At 44.5% G+C, this 445-nt stretch carries 1 protein-coding gene; it reads left to right on the forward strand.

The window, feature by feature from the left end:
• Nucleotides 1–437: zinc ribbon domain-containing protein (locus BKD30_RS14840; RefSeq protein ID WP_143588220.1), on the forward strand; the 437-nt coding region annotated here is incomplete at its 5' end.
• Between the last annotated feature and the right edge of the window lie 8 nt (nucleotides 438–445).

Here is a 445-nt window from a genome sequence, read left to right on the forward strand (position 1 = left end):
GACAATATGTTTCCAATAAAACCAAGCAAAAAGCCGGACTTAATAAGTCAATTCTCAACGTTAGTTGGCACATCATAGAGGCATACACTAAATACAAAGCTTACCAGGCAGGTAAAGCTGTTTTCAAAATCCCAGCCCCGTATACCAGTCAGGAGTGTGCCAAATGCGGTCACCCTCACCCCGATAACCGCAAATCACAGGATCTATTTGTGTGCGGTGACTGTGGCAATACTGACAATGCAGACCACAACGCATCAGGGGTTGTAAAGAAACGGGCAATAAACCTAATTTTAGACACTGGAACGGTGTTGTCTGACGATGGAGTTCTTCAACTGAAGTCAGATAGTGGACGTGGAGGGAACCGTAAGACAAGTAGAGCCAAAAGCTCAACTCGCAGTACCCAGAAAAATGTCAAAAAAGAAGAGCTAGTGGCTTAGGCTGTTAT

Origin of the sequence: Tersicoccus phoenicis (assembly GCF_001968835.1) — a bacterium.
Lineage (GTDB): Bacteria > Actinomycetota > Actinomycetes > Actinomycetales > Micrococcaceae > Tersicoccus > Tersicoccus phoenicis.